Genomic DNA, 21,152 nt, shown 5'->3' on the forward strand with positions numbered 1-21,152 from the left:
TGTCGCCCACCGGCTACAATAAAGCGGAATCCGAACCGTTTTGATGCCCGGAGGCTACAGAATGACGACCCTGGCCGACATCGGCGAGATGCTGCGCGAGGTGCGCCGCGAAACCGGCCTGTCCCAGCAGGAACTGGCCGAGCGCGCCGGCGTGGCGCGCACCACCGTCGCCCGCATGGAAACCCTCGCGCGCGGCGACATGAGCGTGTCCGCGCTGGTGCGCCTGCTGGAATCGGCCGGCTACGACCTGAAGGCGGTCAGGCATGGCCACGGCCGCACGCTCGACGACATCCTGGCCGAGCAGCGCGAGGCGCCACCGCAATGAGGCTCGACGTCCATGTCATGCGGCGGCGGGTCGCCACGCTCTACCGCGAGCGCGACGAATACGTGCTGCGGTACCTGCCCGAGGCCCGGCCGCAGGATTTCGTCTCGCTGGCCATGCCGGTGCGCGAGGACCCGTGGCGCTGGCCGCGCGACCTTCATCCCTTCTTCCGCCAGAACCTGCCCGAGGGCTTCCTGCTCAACCTGATCCGCGAGCAGTTCGGTCCCTTGCTGGACGGCACCGATCTGTCGCTGCTGGCGGTGGTCGGCGCGATGGGCATCGGCCGCGTCACGGTGACGCCCGAGGGCGTGGCGCCGGGCACGGAACTGCGGGGCCTGGACGTGCAGCGCATCCTGCACGGCGACAACACCGAGGCGCATTTCGCCGCGCTGGTCAGGGAATACGCGCGCGCCGCCATCTCGGGCGCGGTGCCCAAGTTCATCGCGCCGGACGCGCAGGGCGCGCAGGCCGCGCCGCTGGGCAAGCCCACGCTGCGCACCAGCCGCTACATCGTCAAGGGCTCGGACGACAGCACGCCGTTCCTCGGCTTCAACGAGTTCTATTCGATGCGCGTGCTGGCGCGCCTGCAGGCGGTGCCGGTTGCCGCCACGCGCATGTCGGACGACGGCCGCGCGCTGGTGGTGGAGCGTTTCGACGTGGACAAGGACGGCCTGCCGGTCTACGGCGTGGAAGACATGTGCAGCCTGCTGGGGCTGCCGCCGCACGAGAAATACGCGGCCACCACGGAGAAGGTGCTGGCCGCGTCGCGCGCCTACCTCGCGCGCGACGCGCTGCACGCGCAGATGGAACACCTGGCCTGGCACCTGCTGGTCAACTACGTGGTGCGCAATGCCGACTGCCACGCCAAGAACATCGCGCTGTACTACTCGGGCGTGGACGACGTGAGGTTCAGCCCGGTCTACGACATCGTCACGACCCAGGCCTATCCGCGTTTCGCCAGCAACCCGCCGGGCCTGTTCATCGACGGGCGCAAGACCTGGGCCGCGGGCAAGACGCTGGAGCGGCTGCTGAACACGCGCATGGGCATCCCGCCGCGCCGCTATGCGGCGATGGTCGAGGCGCTGTGCGATTCGGCGGTGGCGGTGGGCCACGAACTCATCGAGGCATCGCGCAACGAGCCGCGCTGGCGCGGCGTGGCCAAGCAGATGCTGCACGCATGGAACGACGGCATGGAATCGCTGCGCAGCACGCGCAGGAACGCCGGCTTGCGGCAACTGACGCCGGCCATCGAGGCGGCCGGCTTCTCGGACCCGGCGCCGCCGGAGAAGACGGCGACGGTGATCGGGCGGTCCAGTCTGATGGGTGGGAGAGGAGGGCGGTGAGGGTGTTTTCGGATTGCTGGCGCGCCATCATATTGCCGAAGGCTGTCTCCCCTCTCACGCAGGCGGGAGAGGGGAGGCAACCTCGGTAATTTGCGGCCTGGAGGGCGTTCTTCCGCCCCGCGCGTTCAGCGCTTGAGCTTGGCGAACGCCGCCGCCATCGCGCCGGCCGGCTCGGCTTCGCGGCGGCCGCCGCCGAAGCTCTTGTTCTGGCCCTGGCGCGGACCATTGCCGCGCTCGCCCTGGCCGGCGCGCGCCAGGGCCTGGCCCGGTTCGTCGTCGAGGCGCATGCTCAGGCCGATGCGGTTGCGCTTGACGTCCACTTCCATCACCTTGACCTTGACGATCTGGCCGGCCTTGACCACCTCGTGCGCATCCTTGACGAACTTGGAGGACAGCGCCGAGATATGGACCAGGCCATCCTGGTGCACGCCGATGTCGACGAAGGCGCCGAACGCGGCCACGTTGGTGACGACGCCTTCGAGCACCATGCCCGGCTGCAGGTCCTTGATGTCCTCCACGCCGTCCTGGAAGGTGGCGGTCTTGAACTCGGGGCGCGGATCGCGGCCGGGCTTTTCCAGCTCGGCGAGGATGTCGCGCACGGTCGGCAGGCCGAAGGTCTCGTCGGTGAAGGCCGTCGGCGAGAGGCCGCGCAGCGCTTCGCGGTTGCCCATCACGTCCCGCAGGCCCTTCTTGATGTGGTCGAGGATGCGCGTGACCACGGGATAGGCTTCCGGGTGCACCGAGGAGCGGTCCAGCGGGTTGTCGCCGTCGTTGATGCGCAAGAAGCCGGCGGCCTGCTCGAAGGTCTTGTCGCCCAGGCGCGGCACCTTCTTCAGCGCGTCGCGGTTGGGGAAGGCGCCGTTGGCGTCGCGGTACTCGACGATATTGCGCGCCAGCACCGAGTTCAGGCCCGACACGCGCGCCAGCAGCGGCGCCGAGGCGGTGTTGACGTCCACGCCCACGGCGTTGACGCAATCCTCCACCACGGCATCGAGCGCGCGCGCCAGCTCGCGCTGGTTGACGTCATGCTGGTACTGGCCCACGCCGATGGACTTGGGGTCGATCTTGACCAGTTCCGCGAGCGGGTCCTGCAGGCGGCGCGCGATCGAGACCGCGCCGCGGATCGACACGTCGAGGTCGGGGAATTCCTTGGCCGCCAGCTCGGATGCCGAGTAGACGGAAGCGCCGGCCTCGCTGACCACGATCTTGGTCAGCTTGGCTTCGGGCAGTTGCTTCATCAGGTCCTGCACCAGCTTGTCGGTCTCGCGGCTGGCGGTGCCGTTGCCGATCGAGACCAGCATCACGTTGTGCTGCTTCGCCATGCGCGCGAGCGTGGCGAGCGAGCCGTTCCAGTCGCGGCGCGGCTCGTGCGGGTAGATGGTGGCGGTGTCGAGCAGCTTGCCGGTGGTGTCGACCACGGCGATCTTGCAGCCGGTGCGGATGCCCGGGTCGATGCCCATCACGGACTTCGGGCCCGCCGGCGCGGCCAGCAGCAGCTCGTGCAGGTTGCGGCCGAACACCTTGATGGCCTCGCTCTCGGCGGTCTCGCGCAACTGCGTCAGCAGTTCGGTTTCCAGGTGCGGCTGCACCTTGACGCGCCAGCACCAGCGGCACACGTCGCCGAGCCATTTGTCGGCGGGGCGGTTCTGGTTCTGGATGCCGAAATGGCGCGCGATCATGCCTTCGCACGGGTGCGGCACCAGCGCGTCCTGCTCTTCGCCGAGGCCCAGCTTGACCATCAGCACGCCCGCGTTGCGGCCGCGGAACAGCGCCAGCGCGCGGTGCGACGGCACGGTGCGGATGGTTTCGCTGTACTGGTAGTAGTCGCGGAATTTTTCTTCCTCCGCGCCTTCCTTGCCTTCCATCACCGACGAGCTCACCAGGCCGTTGCTCCACAGGTGCTCGCGCAGCCTGCCGAGCAGCTCGGCGGTCTCGCCGAACTGCTCGGAGAGGATGTCGCGCGCGCCGTCCAGCGCGGCCTTGGCGTCGGGCACGCCGCCGTCGGCGGTGGGATTGCCGTTGACGTACTTGGCGGCCTCGGCCTGCGGGTCCAGCGTGGGGTCGGCCAGCAGCGCCTGCGCCAGCGGCTCCAGCCCGCATTCGCGCGCGATCTGGGCGCGCGTGCGGCGCTTGGGCTTGTAGGGCAGGTAGAGGTCTTCCAGCGTCTGCTTGGTCTCGGCGCCTTCGATGGCGGCGCGCAGCTCGGGCGTGAGCTTGCCCTGTTCCTCGACCGAGGCGAGGATGGCGGCGCGGCGCTCTTCCATCTCGCGCAGATAGAGCAGGCGCTCTTCCAGCGTGCGCAGGTGCGTGTCGTCAAGGTTGCCGGTCACTTCCTTGCGGTAGCGGGCAATAAAGGGCACGGTCGCGCCTTCGTCGAGCAGTGCTACGGCCGCCGCCACCTGGCGGGGTTGGACGGACAGTTCGGCCGCGATGAGCGACACGATCTTTTGCGTGACGGAAGCTGGCAGATTGGACATCAGGAAAACAGTCAGTCGAAAGCGGGGCATTTTGCCACAAGCGCGCAGCGCCGCGACGCGGCGCGCGGCCGCACGCGCCGTGCCGCGGCGCGCGCGCGCCGGCGGCGCGGCAGGAGGCAGGCCGGGTGATAGAATCGGGGCATGATCGTCAAGCCACATCCGGCCGCTCATCCGGCCGCGTTCTCCGCCCCCCGCGCCACCCGCGCGGTGGCCCGCGCGCCCCGCCTGCCGCGGGCGCGGCGCATCGTGCTGGCCGCCCTCGCGGCGGCCTGGCTATGCCCCGTGCCCGGCATGGCGCAGGCGCCCGCAGCGGCACCCGAGGCCACCGCGCCGCAGGCGCCGCCCCGGGACTTCGCCGCCGAGCGCAAGGCCATCGGCGACTCGCGCGAATGGACCAACTACCGCTACGGGCAGGCCGCGCACGACTGCTACAGCAAGTTCTTCGTCACCCACTGCCTCGACAAGGCCAAGGACCAGCAGCGCGCCGAGCTGCAGGTGCTGCGCAAGCGGGAACTGGAAGTCGGCGAGGCCGAGCGTGCCTTCAAGGCGGTCGAGCGCGATCGCCAGCAGGCCGTCCAGCGCGCCGAATACGAGGCCGACCAGCCCAAGCGCGAGGCCAACGAGCAGGCCAGCCGCGAGAGCTTCGAGCGCAAGCAGCAGGAGCAGCAGTTGCGCGACGCCGAGCACGCGGCGGGCGCGCCGCAGCGCGCCGCCAACGCGCAGGCCTACGACAAGAAGCAGGCGGATTTCGATGCCCGCGTGAAGCAGGCGCAGGAGCAGGGCGCGCAAAAGGCCCAGCAGCGGCAGGAGAACGTCAAGGCCTTCGACGCCAAGCAGCGCGACGCCGAGCAGCGGCAGAAGGACCTCGACGAGCGCCGCGCCAAGGCCAAGGAACAGCAGCAAGGGCAGGGCTCGGCGCCGCGGCCCTTCGGCTTCTGAGCGGCGCGAGCCGCGCCCGGGGCCGGGGGCAATGCCGGCCAGGACAGGCAGCAACAGGCCATGACAGGCCACGATTGGCGACAACAGCCGGTGCCCGACACCATGCCGGCGCCGCCGGCGCAGCGCCGGCCTTGAGCAGGGGGAGCCTATGGACCGCAACCTGAATACCCTAGCGCGGCAGATCATGGAGTTGCAGATCGAGCACCGCGACCTGGATTACCTGATCGACCGCATGGCGGCCGACGCCGTGCACGACGAACTGCAGATGCGGCGCCTGAAGAAGCGCCGCCTCAAGCTCAAGGATGCGATCACGCTGCTCCAGCTTCAGCTCGAGCCGGACGTGCCCGCCTGAGCGCCCGCCGATCGACCTTTCCGACCTCCCGATCTCTTCATCCCTCTCATCCACGGGCCGGCGCCGAGCCGGCTCGCCAGAAAGCCCCGCCTTGCCTGCCTCCGAAGATCTCCCCGACACCCCTGACATGCCCGATACGCTCGCGGCCACGCCCGACGCCTCCGGCGTCTCCGAAGGCGCCGCCGCCGTGCCGGCGGGCCAGGTCGACCAGGCGGCCGCCCACGCGGCGCAGCTGGCCACCATCTTCGCTAGGACCGGCACGCTGGCGCAGGCCATCGACGGCTACCGCCCGCGCGACGCGCAGGAGCGCATGGCCGCGGCCGTGGCGGGCGCCATCGAGCGCAGCGACACGGTCATCGTCGAGGCCGGCACCGGCACCGGCAAGACCTTCGCCTACCTGGTGCCGGCGATGCTGTGGGGCGGCAAGGTGATCCTCTCCACCGGCACCAAGAACCTGCAGGACCAGCTTTTCCTGCGCGACATCCCCACGGTGCGGCGCGCGCTCAACGTGCCGGTGTCGGTGTCGCTGCTCAAGGGGCGGGCCAACTACCTGTGCCATTACCACCTGGAGCGGGCCGAGGCGCAGGGCCGGCTGGCGTCGCGCCAGGATGCGGCCTGGCTGCGCGAGATCGCCAGCTTCGCCAAGGTCACGGCGTCGGGCGACAAGGCGGAGCTGGCCTCGGTGCCGGAGAACGCGCCGGTCTGGCAACTGGTCACGTCGACGCGCGACAACTGCCTCGGCACGGAGTGCCCGCAGTACAAGGAGTGCTTCGTCATGCGCGCGCGCAAGGAGGCGCAGCAGGCCGACATCGTGGTGGTCAACCATCACCTGTTCTTCGCCGACGTGGTGCTGCGCGATACCGGCATGGCCGAACTGCTGCCGGCGGCCAACACCGTGATCTTCGACGAAGCGCACCAGTTGCCGGAAACCGCCACGCTGTTCTTCGGCGAGAGCCTGTCCACCAGCCAGTTGCTGGAGATCGCGCGCGACACCGTGGCCGAGGGCCTCTCGCATGCGCGCGACGCGGCGGACTGGGTGCGCATGGCCGCGCCGCTGGAACGCGCCGCGCGCGACCTGCGGCTGGCCTTCAGCAAGGACAACGTGCGCCTGGCGGTCAGCCAGGTCGAGGCCGATCCGCGCATCGGCAAGCCGTTCTTCGAGACGCTGGACGCGCTGGAAAGCGCGCTGGCGGATTTCGTGGCCCTGCTCGAGAGCCAGGCCGAGCGCGCCGAATCGCTGGAGCAGTGCCACCGGCGCGCGGTGGAGCTGGAGCAGCGCCTGGCCGCGTGGCGCAGCGACGCCAAGGCCGCGCCGAAACCGGCCCCGGCCCCGGCCGGCGCCGAGGGTGCCGATGGTGCCGATGGCGCCACGCCGGAAGCGGCCTTCGGGCCGGACACCGTGCGCTGGGTGGAGGTGTTCTCGCATACCGTGCAGCTGCACCGCACGCCGTTGTCGATCGCGCCGATCTTCACGCGCCAGCGCGAGGGGCATCCGCGCGCCTGGGTCTTCACCTCCGCCACGCTGTCGGTGAAGGGCAATTTCAGCCACTACGCCGCGCAGCTCGGGCTGGACAAGGAGAAATCGCTCACGCTGCCGAGCCCGTTCGACTATGCCGAGCAAGGCCTGCTCTACGTGCCGCGCGACCTGCCGGCGCCGCAGTCGCCGCAGTTCACCGACGCCGTGGTGCAGGCCGCGCTGCCGCTGATCGAGGCCGCCGGCGGGCGCGCCTTCCTGCTGTGCACCACGCTGCGCGCGGTGCAGCGCGCCTCGGACCTGCTCTACGACGCCTTCGCCGAGCGCGGCCTGGAACTGCCGCTGCTGGTGCAGGGCCAGGCCAGCCGCACCGAGCTGCTGGACCGCTTCCGCGAGCTTGGCAACGCGGTGCTGGTCGGCAGCCAGAGCTTCTGGGAAGGCGTGGACGTGCGCGGCGAGGCGCTGTCGCTGGTCATCATCGACAAGCTGCCGTTCGCGCCGCCCGACGACCCGGTGCTGGCCGCGCGCATGGAAGTGCTGCAGAAGAAGGGGCTGAGCCCGTTCGCCGTGCATCAGTTGCCGCACGCGGTGATCACGCTCAAGCAGGGCGCCGGGCGCCTGATCCGCTCGGAAACCGACCGCGGCGTGCTGGTGATCTGCGATACCCGGCTGGTGGAGAAGCCCTACGGCCGCCAGATCTGGCAGAGCCTGCCGCCGTTCAAGCGCACGCGCGAGGCGGACACGGTGATCCATTTCCTGGAGTCGCTGCGCGGCGGGAGCGGACTGGCGGCAGAGGGTGCGGGGGAGGCGGATCAGGCGGAAAGCGGCGCCGGCGGCGAATCCGGCGGCGAAGCGCCCGCCGCGTAGGACGCGCGCGGGCGGGCGCGCAGGCAAGAAAAAGCCCGATCGGAATCGGGCTTTTTCGTCAGCGCTGGCTGCCGTTCAGAACACTTCCCACCAGGACTTGTCCTTGCGGCGCTCGCCGTACTTGATGTAATCGCTGTTCGGGAAGTTCTTTTCCATCACGCGCGCGGTGTCGTCGCGCAGATCCTTCATGCCCAGCGAGTCGTAGCTGCGGATCATGATGTACAGCGCTTCCTCGTTGGCCGGCGCGCCGTCATAGTCCTTGAGGGCCTGCTGGGCGCGGTTGGCGGCGGCCAGGTAGGCTCCGCGGCGGTAGTAGTAGCGTGCCGCGTGGACCTCGTGCTGGGCCAGCGAGTTCACGATGTACTGCATGCGCGCGGCGGCATCCGGGGCGTACTTGCTTTCCGGGAAGCGCGTGATCAGCGTATTGAAGGCATCATACGCGGCGCGCGCGGCCTTCGGGTCGCGCTCGCTGAGATCCTGGCCCGAGAAACGGCCAAGCCACCCGAGGTTGTCGTTGAAGTTGATCAGGCCCTTGAGATAGTAGGCATAATCGATGTTCGGGTGATTCGGGTGCAACTGGATGAAGCGGTCCACCGAGGCCAGCGCGGCGGCAGTCTCGCCGTCCTTGTAGTTGGCGTAGGCGGTATCGATCTGCGCCTGCTGCGCGAAACGGCCGAACGGATAGCGGCTTTCGAGCTTTTCGTACAGTTTGACCGCGCGGGTAAAGTCACCTGAATCGAGAGCGTCCTTGGCTTCCGAATATAATTTGTTGGCCGACCAGCCGGCAGTCTCGTCTGGTTGATCCGACAGCAGGCCGCATGCCGACAGCATGACGCAGCCGCCTGCGAGCAGAATCGCTCCAATTCTTGCGCGCCAACTGGCGCGCTTCATGCTCATCAATTGCATGGGCAACGTATCCCGGATGAAAAATAGCGTCAAGCATTATAGCCCAAGCCCCTTGCCGGAAACCGCCGTCAAGGGCACCACGCCGCGCGCCGCGGATCCGGCCGACGCCTTGAACGAGGTGGAGGACCTGGAAGACCTCGTCGACGTGGCCGCGCTGGGCGGCCTGCCGCCCGGCGCGCCGCTCACGCCGATCGAGACGGAGATGCAGCCGGTCTCGTTCGATGTCGACAGCGCTTCACATGGAGAGCGCCTCGACAAACTGCTGGCCCGCCATCTCGGCGGCTTCTCCCGCAGCCGCCTGCAGCAATGGATCGAGGGCGGCTCGGTGCTGGTCAACGGCGCGCCGCGCCGTTCGCGCGACGCCGTGCAGATGGGCGAGCGCATCGAGGTGAGGCCGCAGGCCGCGCCGGAATCGCGCGCCTTCGTGGCCGAGGACGTCGAGCTGGACGTGGTGTATGAGGACGCCGCGCTGCTGGTCATCAACAAGCCCGCCGGGCTGGTGGTCCACCCGGCCGCGGGCAACTGGGGCGGGACCGTGCTCAACGGCCTGCTGCACCGCTATCCCGAAGCGGTCGGGCTGCCGCGCGCCGGCATCGTCCACCGGCTCGACAAGGAAACCACCGGCCTGATGGTGGTGGCGCGCACGCTGACCGTGCAGACCGACCTCGTGCGCCAGCTGCAGGCGCGCACCGTCAAGCGGCGCTACCTGGCGCTGGTGTGGGGGACCACGCCCGATTCCGGCACCATCGACGCGCCGATCGGCCGCGACCCGCGCGAGCGCACGCGCATGGGCGTGGTGCTGACCAACAGCGGCAAGCCCTCGCGCACGCATTTCCGCACGCTGGGCACGGTGCCGCTGGGCCGCGGTCATGTCTCGATGGTGATGTGCCAGCTCGAAACCGGCCGCACGCACCAGATCCGCGTGCATTTCGAATCCATCGGCCATCCGCTGCTGGGCGATCCGGTCTACCACCGCGCCGCCACCCGGCGCGGCCAGCGCCCGGCCATCAAGGCGCCGCTGCCGCGGCCGCTGGACCGCCAGGCGCTGCACGCCTTCCGGCTCGGGCTGGTGCACCCGGTGACGGGCAAGGACATGTCCTGGGAGGCGCCGCCGCCCGAAGACCTGCAGGCGCTGATCGACGTGCTCGACTTCGAAGGCACCGGCGACGATGACGACGATGACGGCTGGGTCGAGGGCGAAGACGGCGTGTGGGTGTACGGCGATGACGACTGAGCCGGCATCGACCGACCCGGCATCGACCGAGGCGGACTGGCTGGTCCCGGACTGGCCGGCGCCGGCGCGCGTGCGCGCGCTGTCCACCACGCGCCAGGGCGGCGTCAGCGGCGCGCCCTACGGCCTCGCCGACGGCAGCCGCGGCGGGCTCAACCTGGGCACGCACGTGGGCGACGACCCCGCGGCCGTGGCCGCCAACCGGGCGCGCCTGGCCGCGCGGCTGCCGTCGGCGCCGGCGTGGCTGGAGCAGGTACATGGCTGCGCGGTCGCGACCGCCGACCAGTTTGCCTCGGGCGGCGCGGTGCCGCAGGCCGACGCCAGCATCGCCACGGCGCCGGGGCGCGTCTGCGCGGTGATGACCGCCGATTGCCTGCCGGTGCTGCTGTGCGACCGCGCCGGCACCGTGGTCGGCGCCGCGCACGCGGGCTGGCGCGGCCTGTGCGCGGGCGTGATCGAGGCCGCGCTGGCGCGCATGGGCGCGCAGGCGGGGCCGCGGCCGCAATGGCTGGCGTGGCTCGGCCCGGCCATCGGGCCGACCGCGTTCGAAGTGGGGGCGGAAGTGCGGCAGGCCTTCCTCGACGCGGCGCGGCCGGCGGAAATCGCGCAGGTCGGCGCGGCCTTCCGTCCCGGCGCGCCGGGCAAGTACTTCGCCGACATCTACGCGCTGGCGCGGACCCGGCTGGCCCGGGCCGGCTGCCTCGACGTCCACGGCGGCGATGCCTGCACCGTCACCGACGCGCAGCGCTTCTATTCCTACCGGCGCGACGGCGTCACCGGCCGCATGGCCAGCCTGGCCTGGCTGGAAGGCTGAACCCCTGCTGCTTCATTCGCGCGGTGCCTGCGCCGCGCCGGCAGGCGTGTCCGCGGGCGCGGCGGCATCCGCGGCGTCCGCCGCCGCCGCTTTTTCCGCTTGCGCTTCCTCGGCCTTGCGGCGCCGGCGGCGGCCCGGCGTGCCCATGATGTACACCAGGATGGCAACCGGCCCCAGGCCATAAAAGACGAAGGTGGCCACGCCCGCCACCACGGTATGCTCGGTGATGGCCATCATCAGCACCACGTAGAGCCAGCCGATCGCAACGATATACATCAGAACGTCATCCTCCTCGGGCAAGCTCGCCCCTTCGCGCGGCGGGCCCGGTTCCGGGGCGCGCCCGGCGCAATCTGCCGGTGCCTTGCGCCCGCGCAGTTTTCCGCATTGACAGGCAGAACATTGCAAGGCAACAATGGCCTCGAATGTCTTGCGAGGCGGTCTGCTCGCGGTCATTCGCAGGCTCCGCCGGGACCGCCCGGTCCGCGGCGCGGCATATCCGGCAAGCATACCGCATGGCGCCACCAGCCGAGGGCGCCGGGGCGGGCCGGTCCCGGGGCTGGCGGCGGCGTAGCGCGCAGTGGCGGCACACCGTCCGGCCGGCCTTCAAATAAGTGACGGCAGAGAGACGAAACATCATGGCAACCGGCAAAGGTGCGGCAGCTTCCTCCAAGGAAGACAAGTCCCAACCGTTTTCATTTGCACCGGGGCCATTCGATCCAGCGGCATGGCTGGCATGGTCCCGTCAGGCGCAGGCCAACGGCAGTGGTAGCGGTAATGGCAGCGGCAACGGCGCGGCAATGCCCCAGGGCTTGCCCGGCATGCCGGGCATCCCCGGCTTCGAGGCGCTGGCCGGTTCCGCCGCGGCGGGCGTGAAGATCCCGCCCGACCAGCTTGCCGACATCCAGCAGCGCTACATGAAGGACTTCACCGAGCTGTGGCGCCGCATGGCCGAGGGCGATGCCGGTCCCGCCCCGGTCCTGGGCGACCGCCGCTTCTCTGGCGAAGCCTGGCGCAGCAGCGCCGCGTTCCACTACGCGGCCGCGTTCTACCTCATCAACGCGCGCGCCATGAACGAGCTGGCCGGCGCGGTCGAGGCCGACGCCAAGACGCGCCAGCGCATCCGCTTCGCGATCTCGCAGTGGGTCGACGCCATGTCGCCGGCCAACTTCCTCGCCACCAACCCGGAGGCGCAGCAGCGCCTGATCGAGTCGGGCGGCGAATCGCTGCGCGCCGGCGTGCGCAACATGCTGGACGACCTCGGCCGCGGCAAGATCTCGCAGACCGACGACTCCGCCTTCGAGGTGGGCCGTAACGTGGCCGTCACCGAAGGCGCGGTGGTCTACGAGAACACCTACTTCCAGCTGCTGCAGTACAAGGCCACCACCAGCAAGGTGTTCGCGCGCCCGCTGCTGCTGGTGCCGCCCTGCATCAACAAGTACTACATCCTCGACCTGCAGCCCGAAAGCTCGCTGGTCAACTACATGGTGGGGCAGGGCCATACGGTCTACGTGGTGTCGTGGCGCAACCCGGACGCCTCGATGGCGGAGCTGGGCTGGGACGACTACATCGAGCACGCGGCGATCCGCGCGATCGAGGTCGTGCGCGAGATCAGCGGCCAGGACAAGATCAACCTGCTCGGCTTCTGCGTGGGCGGCACCATCGCCGCCACCGCGCTGGCCGTGCTGGCCCACCGCGGCGAGCGCCCCGTGGCCAGCCTGACGCTGCTCACCACGCTGCTCGACTTCGCCGACACCGGCGTGCTGGACGTGTTCGTCGACGAGGCCCACGTGCAGTTGCGCGAGGCCACCCTCGGCGGTGCGGCGGGCGCGCCCTGCGCGCTGCTGCGCGGGGTGGAGCTGGCCAACACGTTCTCGTTCCTGCGCCCCAACGACCTGGTGTGGAACTACGTCGTCGACAACTACCTGAAGGGCAACACGCCGGTACCGTTCGACCTGCTGTTCTGGAACGGCGACGCCACCAACCTGCCGGGCCCGTGGTACTGCTGGTACCTGCGCCACACCTACCTGCAGAACGAACTGAAGGTGCCGGGCCGGCTGACCGTGTGCAACGCGCCGGTGGACCTGGGCAGCATCGACGTGCCGACCTATGTCTACGGCTCGCGCGAGGACCACATCGTGCCGTGGATGTCGTCCTACGCCTCGACCGCGCTGCTCGAGAACAAGGTGCGCTTCGTGCTCGGCGCGTCCGGCCACATCGCCGGCGTGATCAATCCGCCGGCCAAGAACAAGCGCAGCCACTGGATCAACGACAAGATCGCAGACTCCGCGCAGGCATGGCTGGACGGCGCGACCGAGCATCCCGGCAGCTGGTGGCCGGACTGGTCGGCGTGGCTGGCCAAACATGCCGGCGCGCGCAAGGCCGCGCCTGCGGACTACGGAAACAAGGACTACCGTGCCATCGAGCCTGCCCCCGGACGCTACGTCAAGGCCAGGGCATGAGACAGGTCCGGGCCGGCTGCCGCACGCGGCCGGCTGATTCACTTCCTACATGCAATTACCTCGAGAGGATCTCCCAATGACTGACATTGTCATCGTATCCGCTGCCCGTACTGCGGTTGGCAAGTTCGGCGGCTCGCTCGCCAAGATCCCGGCGCCCGAGCTGGGCGCCATCGTCATCAAGGCCGCGCTCGAGCGCGCCGGTGTCAAGCCCGAGCAGGTCAGCGAAGTGATCATGGGCCAGGTGCTCGCCGCCGGCTCCGGCCAGAACCCGGCGCGCCAGGCCTCGCTCAAGGCCGGCCTGCCGGTGATGGTGCCGGCCATGACCATCAACAAGGTGTGCGGCTCCGGCCTGAAGGCCGTGATGCTGGCCGCCAACGCCATCGCCGCCGGCGATGCCGAGATCGTGGTGGCGGGCGGCCAGGAAAACATGAGCGCCGCCCCGCACGTGCTGCCGGGCTCGCGCGACGGCTTCCGCATGGGCGACGCCAAGCTGGTCGACAGCATGATCGTGGACGGCCTGTGGGACGTCTACAACCAGTACCACATGGGCGTCACCGCCGAGAACGTGGCCAAGGAATACGGCATCACGCGCGAGGCCCAGGACGAATTCGCGGTCGGTTCGCAGAACAAGGCCGAGGCCGCGCAGAAGGCCGGCAGGTTCGCCGAGGAAATCGTGCCGGTGCCGATTCCCCAGCGCAAGGGCGACCCGGTGCTGTTCGCCACCGACGAATACGTGCGCCACGGCGCCACGCTGGACGGCCTGTCCGGCCTCAAGCCCGCCTTCGACAAGGCCGGCACGGTGACGGCGGCCAACGCCTCGGGTCTGAACGACGGCGCCGCCGCCGTGGTGGTGATGTCCGCCGCCAAGGCCAAGGAGCTCGGCCTGACCCCGCTGGCCACCATCCGCGCCTACGGCACCGCCGGCGTCGATCCCAAGGTGATGGGCATGGGCCCGGTGCCGGCCTCCAAGCGCTGCCTGTCGCGTGCCGGCTGGAGCGTCGGGGAGCTCGACCTGATGGAAATCAACGAAGCCTTCGCCGCGCAGGCCCTGGCCGTGCACCAGCAGATGGGCTGGGACACCTCCAAGGTCAACGTCAACGGCGGCGCCATCGCCATCGGCCACCCGATCGGCGCGTCCGGTTGCCGCGTGCTGGTCACGCTGCTGCACGAGATGAAGCGCCGCGACGCGAAGAAGGGCCTGGCCTCGCTGTGCATCGGCGGCGGCATGGGCGTGGCGCTGGCGGTGGAACGCCAGTAACAGAGCGCGAGCGCTGGAACGCCGGTAAGCAAAGCGATGGCCGGGCGCGGCATGCCGCGCCCGGCCGCTCAGAGGGGTGTGCCGGCGGCGAGATGGCTTTCCCGCCGCCGGCCTAATAACAACTAGCCATCAAGGAGTAGATATGACTCAGCGCATCGCATACGTAACGGGTGGCATGGGCGGCATCGGAACGGCCATCTGCCAACGCCTGGCCAAGGAAGGCTTCAAGGTGGTGGCCGGCTGCGGCCCCAATTCGCCGCGCCGCGAGAGGTGGCTCGAGCAGCAGAAGGCCCTGGGCTTCGATTTCGTCGCGTCCGAGGGCAACGTGGCAGACTGGGATTCGACCAAGGCCGCCTTCGACAAGGTCAAGGCCGAGGTTGGCGAGGTCGACATCCTCATCAACAACGCCGGCATCACGCGCGACGTGGTGTTCCGCAAGATGACGCGCGCCGACTGGGACGCCGTGATCGACACCAACCTGACGTCGCTGTTCAACGTGACCAAGCAGGTCATCGACGGCATGGCCGACCGCGGTTTCGGCCGCATCATCAACATCTCGTCGGTCAACGGTCAGAAAGGCCAGTTCGGCCAGACCAACTACTCGACCGCCAAGGCGGGCCTGCACGGCTTCACGATGGCGCTGGCGCAGGAAGTGGCGACCAAGGGCGTGACCGTCAACACCGTGTCGCCGGGCTACATCGCCACCGACATGGTCAAGTCGATCCGCCAGGACGTGCTCGACAAGATCGTCGGCACGATTCCGGTCAAGCGCCTCGGCGGCCCGGAAGAAATCGCGTCGATCTGCGCGTGGCTGGCTTCGGACGAGTCGGGCTTCGCCACCGGCGCGGACTTCTCGCTCAACGGCGGCCTGCACATGGGCTGAGCGCGGGACCGCCTCGCTGCCGGGGCGGCCTGCCAGTGCCAGGACCCTCTGCGGAGGGCCTTTTCTTTTCCGGCGCCGATATTGCGTTGCATTGCCCGCACCGCATCAATGCTGCGCCGGAAACCGCGGCCTTCCCCCGGGAATTCCCGCAATCCATTGCCCCGTGCGGGTTTTCCTTAAACGCGCCGGCTTTCAATAGTGCCTTGTTGGGCATAGAATCAGGGCAGCGGCATGCCCGCACCAAAATAGATCATGCGTTGCAGGTCAACACGTTGTATCCCCCGCTGGCGGTTCCCCCGATTGCGCACCGCACAGCATGCGGTGCAGCAGCATGCAACAGCGACGATAAAAGGATAGAGCACCGATGGCTACCACCAAGAAAGGCGCAGAGCGACTGATCAAGAAGTATCCAAATCGCCGGCTCTACGACACGCAGACCAGCACCTACATCACGCTGGCGGACGTCAAGCAGCTCGTGATGGACACCGAGGATTTCAAGGTGATCGACGCCAAGTCCGGTGACGAGCTCACGCGCAGCATCCTGCTGCAGATCATCCTGGAAGAAGAGACCGGCGGCGTGCCGATGTTCTCCAGCGCGATGCTCTCGCAGATCATCCGCTTCTACGGCCATGCGATGCAGGGCATGATGGGCACCTACCTGGAGAAGAACATCCAGGCCTTCATCGACATCCAGAGCAAGCTGGCCGAGAACTCCAAGGGCCTGTACTCGGGCGAGCCGTTCAGCCCCGATATGTGGTCCCAGTTCATGAACATGCAGGGCCCGATGATGCAGGGGATGATGAGCAACTACATCGAGCAGAGCAAGAACCTGTTCGTGCAGATGCAGGAACAGATGCAGAGCCAGGCCAAGAACATGTTCGGCACGTTCCCGTTCAATCAGCCGGAGAAGAAGTAGGGCGGGTGCCTGCCGGCTGGCCTGCCACCATCTCCGCCCCGGCCACGGGCGGCAGGTTTTCGCGCAAGGGCTGGCCGGACGATCGTCGAAATGGCTGGCCTCAGGCCGGGCCGGCGTGCAGACGGATTCCCAGTGCGCGCATCACCTTCCAGATGGTGCTGAATTCGGGGTTGCCTTCGCCTGACAGGGAACGATAGAGGTTCTCGCGCGACAGCCCCGTGTCGCGTGCCAGCTTCGACATGCCCCGCGCCTTGGCGATGACGCCCAGCGCATGTGCGATGAAACTGGGATCGTCGCTGGCTTCGGCCAGGCAGGCCTCGAAATAGGCGACCATATCCTCGTCCGTTTTCAGGTGTTCGGCGGAGTCCCAGGGGCGAGTGGATTCTTTCATGGCTTACTCCAGGTCGAGACGTGCGGCGATGGCATGGGCTTTGTCGATGTCGGCCTGCTGTGTCGTCTTGTCTGCGCCGCATAGCAGGATCACGAGCACCGCGCCGCGTTGCTGAAAATAGATTCTGTAACCGGGCCCGTGGTCGATGCGCATTTCGCTGATGCCGCCGCCGACAGGCTTGGCATCGCCGGCGTTTCCCCGCTCCAGGCGGTCGATGCGGACCTGTATGCGGATCCGGGCCTGCCGGTCGCGCAGCCCGGCGAACCAGGCGTCGAAGGTGGTCGTGGTCCGGATCTCGAACATGGCCAGACTGTAGCGTATGCGCTACGATCTCGCAATGGCTCCCCGCGGCCCGCGCCGAAGTCCGCCGCCGGGGGATCGGTTAGAATCACGCCGGTCCTGGCAGCGCCAGCAACGATCGCGGCGGCTGCCCCTCCCGAATGTGGCGATTCATCTGCGTGATCGTCCGCGCAGCGCCAATCCCGATGCCCTCCGAAATCCAAGCCATTCCCGCAGCACATGCCGCCCAGGCCGAGCCCGTCCAGGCGCCCGGTTTCGCGTTTTCCGCGGCGCCGGCATATCGCCGGGGCGAGGGCAGCGGCTGCGCGCCCACTCCCGCATGAGCCGGCTCTTCCTTGCCCCGATGGAGGGGCTTGCCGACTACGTCCTGCGCGACGTGCTGACCGCTGCAGGCGGCTATGACGGGTGCGTCTCCGAGTTCGTCCGGGTGACGGGCTCGCTGCTGCCCGGGCGCGTCTACGAGCGGGACACGCCCGAGGTGCTGCACGGCGCCCGCACGCCCGGCGGCACGCCGATGGTGATCCAGTTGCTCGGCAGCGATCCCGAATGGCTGGCGCGGAATGCCGCCCAGGCCGCGGCGCTGTCGCCGCACGGCCTCGACCTCAACTTCGGCTGTCCCGCCAAGATCGTCAACCGGCACGGCGGAGGGGCCATGCTGCTGGCGGACCCCGGCCTGCTCAACCGCATCGTGTCGTCGGTCCGCGCCGCGGTGCCCGCCGGCATCGCCGTGACCGCCAAGATGCGGCTGGGCGTGTCCGACACCTCGCTGGCCATCGACTGCGCCACCGCGCTGGCCGAAGGCGGCGCGGCCTCCATCGTCGTGCATGCCCGCACGCGCGACCACGGCTACCGGCCCCCGGCCCACTGGGAATGGATCGCGCGCATCGATGACGCGGTGGACGTGCCCGTCATCGCCAACGGCGACGTCTGGACCGTGGACGACTGGGAGCGATGCCGGGCCGTGAGCGGCTGCGCCGACGTGATGATCGGGCGCGGCGCCGTGTCCGATCCCTTCCTGGCCCTGCGCATACGCGGGCGCATGGCGCGCTCGCCCTGCGGCGAGGAATGGCCGCTGGTGCTTCGTCATATCGCCGACTATCTGAGGAAACTGCAGGACCGCATCGCCTCCTGCCATGAGCACGGCCGCGTCAAGCTGTGGCTCAGCTACCTGAAGCGGACCTGGCCGCAGGCCGCCGAACTGCATGACGCGATCCGGCGCATGCAGGATTCGAGGGAAATACGTGGGGTGATAGAAAATGCTGTGGCGCCCTTGCCAGCATCGTCATCGTTAAAGTGATGTTTGCTTAGTATTTCTCCCCATAGCATAGTCTCGCCGTCATTCCGATTCGAACCCCTGATATTGCGGAGCGAGTTCGCTTTCCATCAGCCGTTCGACACTGCCCGCAATGTTCTCACTCCCACAGCCTGCGTGTCAGCTCACTACTGTCACGGCGCCGTCCCACCTCCAGCACGACGCTAGCTAACTACCTCCGGCGTCACATAGGCGGAGCGTTACTGCAGCACTCTGGATGTCAGCGTGTGCTCAGCAACCCAAAAGCGGCACCTAATGAGTGCGGAAGAATCCATCGGGTGCCAAAACTGTTCTCTGTGATCTTATCGACTCAGGGCGCTGAGATTTTTGTGAACTTCGGAATATGCCTAAGTTTTTTCCGAAATCAAATTACCGTTGAATTGGTTCCATAAAAATAATTAATTCATATTTAATTCCGGTAACAAAAATAAGATGGTCGGATTAAGAGTTGGCCGATTTTATCGCGATTGCAGAATCGGTATGCTGTCCCATTGTGCCCGGCTGTCTCTTGTTAATCCATGACTGGAGATGCCATTGTTGACTCGATTGGGGATAAAGAAAGTCAAGAAAGTCAAGAGAGGCGCGTGGTTGGAGTGGAGAGGCCAGTCCGTCGCGTTGCGCGCGTCGGAGCGAAGAGATTTTTCCTAGCTCGGGTCGGGCGACGTGAACAGGCAGCCTCTGCTTGTTCAGTGGGTTCATGCCTGTCAAGGTGGATTTAGACGGATTTTTGTTTCTCTATATCGAATTCAATTATTGCTGAGAAATTTCATGTCCATTGATATTGGTACTCTCCCGACCGTCACGGTCTATGCAAATCCGCCACAAGGTGATCCATTTTGGGGTACTGGTAGCAGCGGTACCTCGCCCGTCATGCCGCCCCCGGGTTCGCCTCCTACTAATCCGGCGCAGTTGGCCTACGGCTTAATGTACAACGGCGTGAAGGTTTTTGACCAGGCCCAATTGGGTAACCCTCAAGGCGTCCTTGAGGAATTCTGCAAGGGCTTGAGTGGCCGACCTGGTCCCTTTGCGTGGGGGCAGATTCGCTCGTGGGGCGAGTTTACTGATCACATGGCGGCTCACTCGCTGGATATCGTTGGTGGTTCGCAATATGGTCTGACATTGGAGCAGGCCATGCGCCCAAATTTCGTGGCCGAACTCGCCGGGTTGTATCAATGGCAGGCAAATGGCCGCTTGACCTCAGCGGATCCAGGGCGAAGCTGGTATGGTAATCCGCTGCTACCAATCAAGGCGTTGTGGCACTGGATTGACGGTGGTGGCCAGAGCGTGCGCGTCCCGGTCGAAGGTCTGCAGCTTTCTCTCGCACTCGATAGAATTCATGGTGATTTCAAAGCCCTTGTGCAATTGAACCGCACACCCGGTCAATATGCCATCAACGTGCCCTTTTCATACAATACCTTCGAGCCAATGCTGCAGAATGGTTGGGTCGGCGGTACGCTTGGTCGGGTTTCCGGTCGAATCGACGGCATCGTAACCGTTACGGAAAACGGTCACTATTCGTTCAGGGGGCGCTACACCCTGAATCCGGATCGCTACGATGCGGACCCGAATGTGCGCAAATTTTATCAGGAGGCTCTGACTACCTTCCTTCGCTGGATTGGCGATACCTTTGGCCATACTGACTACACCATCGAATTCACTGGAGCCGCTCCGCTCGAATTCGATGGTCCTTTGAGTAACCAATCGATGCCGCCGATCAAGTATCCCACACCGAAGGATCCCCCGCTCGGTCCTGGTAAGAAATAGAGAAGCAAAAGTTCTTTTTCGGGGGGTATTATTTTATTTGTTTATTTTATACTTATGTGGATAATTTATTTATAGCAAATGAAAATAATATTGAAAATATTAAATCGGATGGGGGTTGCTCTTGTCGGTGTCCTGGTTGCTGCTGTGTTGGCGATCTTCTTGGTCCCATTTGTAATAGGGTTGCGCCACTATGATGGTAATACGGGGACTTGCCCAGATGCGACTCCGCAGTTTTATGAATCAGCCGTACGCGATTATTTTATCCGCAACGGAAAAGGAACTGACGATATCGAATTTATCCCCGGCTCGGTGTATGACTCCACGCTGTCGAGCATTGCATTCCGCAAAGGCGGGCAGAAATACTTGGCATTGGTGGACTGCAAAGGAGGGCTGGAACTGAGCCTGCAATAGAGTGTATCGGTGAGGAGGCGCATAAGGGGCTGCATATCCGCCGACGGCTGACGTCGGCATGAGTGAACTGAGATAGTGGACCAGTGGACCCTGTCCCGATTACGGGCTCCCTGACGAGCGTGAGGCAGAAAAGCAATGTGCATATGGCATTGGAACTGGGCAACCGCCCCTCGGCAAACATGCTGCTTGTGGCTGCCCGATCTGGCCATAGTTCGGTACGGCAAGAACAAAAAAGGAACCGGCGCTCGCTGATATGGCATTGGCATAATGTTAATGTTAATTAAGAGTAGCTTTTCGTAGGGACTGGCAAGCGATCTGTCGCAGGTGCAAGAGCAGTCACCAGCTTGGTGGCTGCCGTCGAAGTGGAGTCTCGAACGATTTCAGCTGTTCGCAAGTGGGAGGGTGGGTGCACGGCCTCACGGCCGTGAGGCTCTAGAAGCCGTTTCAAAAGGATCCTGGCATCGTTGCGCGGCACGGCAAGTACCACTTGTACTGTCTGCGGCCGCACCCTTGCAGGGCGCGTCGCTGCGCAGGCGGATCACCGAATTCCCTGCTCGGCCTTAGCCAGGACCGCTTCGCTCCATTTTGAAACGACTTCTTAGGCGTCAAATGGGGAGAGACTTCGGGTGAATGGAGATGTGTGGCCTTAGCCGCCGGCAAACGCCGGCGAACGGTTAAAATGCGCGATTGGCTTCGTACGGCCCGGCGGCCATGTCCCGCCCGGCCCGCCCCA

The 21,152-nt window shown here is 66.8% G+C and carries 19 protein-coding genes; 14 read left to right on the plus strand and 5 right to left on the minus strand.

Features of this window, described 5'->3' with window-relative positions; genetic code table 11:
* Positions 1 to 61 precede the first annotated feature (61 nt).
* Complete coding sequence (locus ACWTPI_RS08525; protein ID WP_020201215.1) at positions 62 to 325, plus strand: helix-turn-helix domain-containing protein; 264 nt, start codon at positions 62 to 64, stop codon at positions 323 to 325.
* On the plus strand, positions 322 to 1,665 hold the full coding sequence (locus ACWTPI_RS08530) for a type II toxin-antitoxin system HipA family toxin (protein WP_454731412.1): 1,344 nt from the start codon (positions 322 to 324) through the stop codon (positions 1,663 to 1,665). Before ACWTPI_RS08525 ends, ACWTPI_RS08530 begins: the two co-directional genes overlap by 4 nt.
* Before the next feature lie 125 nt (positions 1,666 to 1,790).
* On the opposite strand, the gene ACWTPI_RS08535 is transcribed toward ACWTPI_RS08530, so the two are convergent.
* A complete protein-coding gene (locus ACWTPI_RS08535) occupies positions 1,791 to 4,142 on the minus strand; it encodes a Tex family protein (RefSeq protein ID WP_454731413.1) in 2,352 nt (783 codons plus the stop codon).
* A gap of 141 nt (positions 4,143 to 4,283) precedes the next feature.
* Here ACWTPI_RS08535 and ACWTPI_RS08540 point away from each other — a divergent pair, with 141 nt between their 5' ends.
* From ACWTPI_RS08540 to ACWTPI_RS08550, 3 genes are all read left to right on the plus strand, one after another.
* Positions 4,284 to 5,081 (plus strand): hypothetical protein, encoded by a 798-nt coding sequence (locus ACWTPI_RS08540; RefSeq protein ID WP_454731414.1) that lies wholly within the window; start codon positions 4,284 to 4,286, stop codon positions 5,079 to 5,081.
* A gap of 148 nt (positions 5,082 to 5,229) precedes the next feature.
* Entirely contained in the window at positions 5,230 to 5,433 is a 204-nt protein-coding gene (locus tag ACWTPI_RS08545) for a YdcH family protein (RefSeq protein WP_020201219.1), read from the plus strand.
* Positions 5,434 to 5,560: 127 nt separating this feature from the next.
* Positions 5,561 to 7,774, plus strand: coding sequence for an ATP-dependent DNA helicase (locus tag ACWTPI_RS08550; RefSeq protein ID WP_454731415.1), 2,214 nt, complete (start codon positions 5,561 to 5,563; stop codon positions 7,772 to 7,774).
* 75 nt (positions 7,775 to 7,849) lie between these two features.
* On the opposite strand, the gene ACWTPI_RS08555 is transcribed toward ACWTPI_RS08550, so the two are convergent.
* Positions 7,850 to 8,680 carry an outer membrane protein assembly factor BamD gene (locus tag ACWTPI_RS08555; RefSeq protein ID WP_029043233.1) on the minus strand — a complete coding sequence of 277 codons (831 nt, stop codon included), beginning with the start codon at positions 8,678 to 8,680 and terminating at the stop codon, positions 7,850 to 7,852.
* A gap of 52 nt (positions 8,681 to 8,732) precedes the next feature.
* Here ACWTPI_RS08555 and ACWTPI_RS08560 point away from each other — a divergent pair, with 52 nt between their 5' ends.
* Entirely contained in the window at positions 8,733 to 9,914 is a 1,182-nt protein-coding gene (locus ACWTPI_RS08560) for an RluA family pseudouridine synthase (RefSeq protein ID WP_454731416.1), read from the plus strand.
* A complete protein-coding gene (gene pgeF, locus ACWTPI_RS08565; protein ID WP_454731417.1) occupies positions 9,904 to 10,725 on the plus strand; it encodes a peptidoglycan editing factor PgeF in 822 nt (273 codons plus the stop codon). The genes ACWTPI_RS08560 and pgeF overlap by 11 nt, the downstream gene beginning before the upstream one ends.
* 12 nt (positions 10,726 to 10,737) lie before the next feature.
* Here the strand turns inward: pgeF and ACWTPI_RS08570 are convergent, their stop codons facing one another.
* Complete coding sequence (locus ACWTPI_RS08570) at positions 10,738 to 11,001, minus strand: hypothetical protein (RefSeq protein WP_454732458.1); 264 nt, start codon at positions 10,999 to 11,001, stop codon at positions 10,738 to 10,740.
* Positions 11,002 to 11,360: 359 nt separating this feature from the next.
* Between ACWTPI_RS08570 and phaC the strand changes: the two genes are divergently transcribed.
* The 4 genes from phaC (at position 11,361) to phaR (ending at position 16,241) form a co-directional block, all read left to right on the plus strand.
* On the plus strand, positions 11,361 to 13,184 hold the full coding sequence (gene phaC / locus ACWTPI_RS08575) for a class I poly(R)-hydroxyalkanoic acid synthase (protein WP_029043225.1): 1,824 nt from the start codon (positions 11,361 to 11,363) through the stop codon (positions 13,182 to 13,184).
* A gap of 76 nt (positions 13,185 to 13,260) precedes the next feature.
* Positions 13,261 to 14,442, plus strand: a complete 1,182-nt coding sequence (locus ACWTPI_RS08580; RefSeq protein WP_454731418.1) for an acetyl-CoA C-acetyltransferase — start codon at positions 13,261 to 13,263, stop codon at positions 14,440 to 14,442.
* A gap of 142 nt (positions 14,443 to 14,584) precedes the next feature.
* The gene (locus tag ACWTPI_RS08585) at positions 14,585 to 15,325 is read left to right on the plus strand and encodes a 3-ketoacyl-ACP reductase (protein WP_454731419.1); all 741 of its coding nucleotides are present in this window, start codon (positions 14,585 to 14,587) and stop codon (positions 15,323 to 15,325) included.
* A gap of 364 nt (positions 15,326 to 15,689) precedes the next feature.
* Positions 15,690 to 16,241: a polyhydroxyalkanoate synthesis repressor PhaR gene (gene phaR, locus ACWTPI_RS08590; protein WP_017229831.1), complete on the plus strand. Its 552-nt coding sequence runs from the start codon at positions 15,690 to 15,692 to the stop codon at positions 16,239 to 16,241.
* Positions 16,242 to 16,341: 100 nt separating this feature from the next.
* Here phaR and ACWTPI_RS08595 read toward each other — a convergent pair whose 3' ends face one another.
* Complete coding sequence (locus ACWTPI_RS08595) at positions 16,342 to 16,632, minus strand: addiction module antidote protein (protein ID WP_454731420.1); 291 nt, start codon at positions 16,630 to 16,632, stop codon at positions 16,342 to 16,344.
* Positions 16,633 to 16,635: 3 nt separating this feature from the next.
* Entirely contained in the window at positions 16,636 to 16,935 is a 300-nt protein-coding gene (locus ACWTPI_RS08600; RefSeq protein ID WP_454731421.1) for a type II toxin-antitoxin system RelE/ParE family toxin, read from the minus strand.
* 316 nt (positions 16,936 to 17,251) lie between these two features.
* Between ACWTPI_RS08600 and ACWTPI_RS08605 the strand changes: the two genes are divergently transcribed.
* The 3 genes from ACWTPI_RS08605 to ACWTPI_RS08615 all read left to right on the plus strand — a co-directional run bounded on the left by ACWTPI_RS08605 (position 17,252) and on the right by ACWTPI_RS08615 (position 20,419).
* Positions 17,252 to 18,229: a tRNA dihydrouridine synthase gene (locus ACWTPI_RS08605; RefSeq protein ID WP_454731422.1), complete on the plus strand. Its 978-nt coding sequence runs from the start codon at positions 17,252 to 17,254 to the stop codon at positions 18,227 to 18,229.
* A 783-nt stretch (positions 18,230 to 19,012) separates the two neighbouring features.
* Entirely contained in the window at positions 19,013 to 20,008 is a 996-nt protein-coding gene (locus ACWTPI_RS08610; RefSeq protein WP_454731423.1) for a lipid II-degrading bacteriocin, read from the plus strand.
* A 78-nt stretch (positions 20,009 to 20,086) separates the two neighbouring features.
* Positions 20,087 to 20,419 (plus strand): hypothetical protein, encoded by a 333-nt coding sequence (locus ACWTPI_RS08615; protein WP_454731424.1) that lies wholly within the window; start codon positions 20,087 to 20,089, stop codon positions 20,417 to 20,419.
* Positions 20,420 to 21,152 lie beyond the last annotated feature (733 nt).

Source organism: Cupriavidus ulmosensis, assembly GCF_977008105.1.